The sequence below is a fragment of the Neisseria sp. HMSC061B04 genome (genome assembly GCF_001836705.1).
GTDB lineage: Bacteria > Pseudomonadota > Gammaproteobacteria > Burkholderiales > Neisseriaceae > Neisseria.
Map to the genome: position 1 here is coordinate 1 of NZ_KV830238.1, position 510 is coordinate 510.

Consider the following 510-nt stretch of genomic DNA (forward strand, 5'->3'; position numbering starts at 1 on the left):
TAACAGGCGTACCCGGTTCGGGCAAAACATTAAAAATGATCTCGGACTTGATGACAAGAGACGATTTAAAAAACCGTCCGCTTTACCTTGACGGAATTCCTGAAGTTGACGGCCAAATCATCCCGAATCTGCCAATCCCTGAAGGCGAAACAATGCAGACGTGGCACAAATGGGCACCTACTGGCGCGATCCTCGTTATCGATGAGTGTCAACGCGTATTCCGTCCACGCCCAAGCGGTTCAAAAGTTCCTGATTATGTTGCTGAGCTTGAAACACACCGACATAAAGGCATAGACATTTTTTTATTGACACAACACCCACGGCTTATAGATGCAAATGTCAGAAGCCTGATAGGTCATCATTGCCATATCGGCAAAACCAGCCTAGGCGTTCGGCGTATGGTCGAGTGGGAAAGATGCGCCAACCCCGAAGCAAACGGCGATATAGCGAACGGCGTTAAAAGCGTTTACAAACTCGATAAAAAAGCATTTGGCGTTTACAAATCGGCCG

1 protein-coding gene is annotated in these 510 nt (G+C 47.6%); it reads left to right on the plus strand.

The window, feature by feature from the left end:
• Window positions 1-510: zonular occludens toxin domain-containing protein (locus tag HMPREF2661_RS10840; protein ID WP_283140447.1), on the plus strand; the 510-nt coding region annotated here is incomplete at both ends.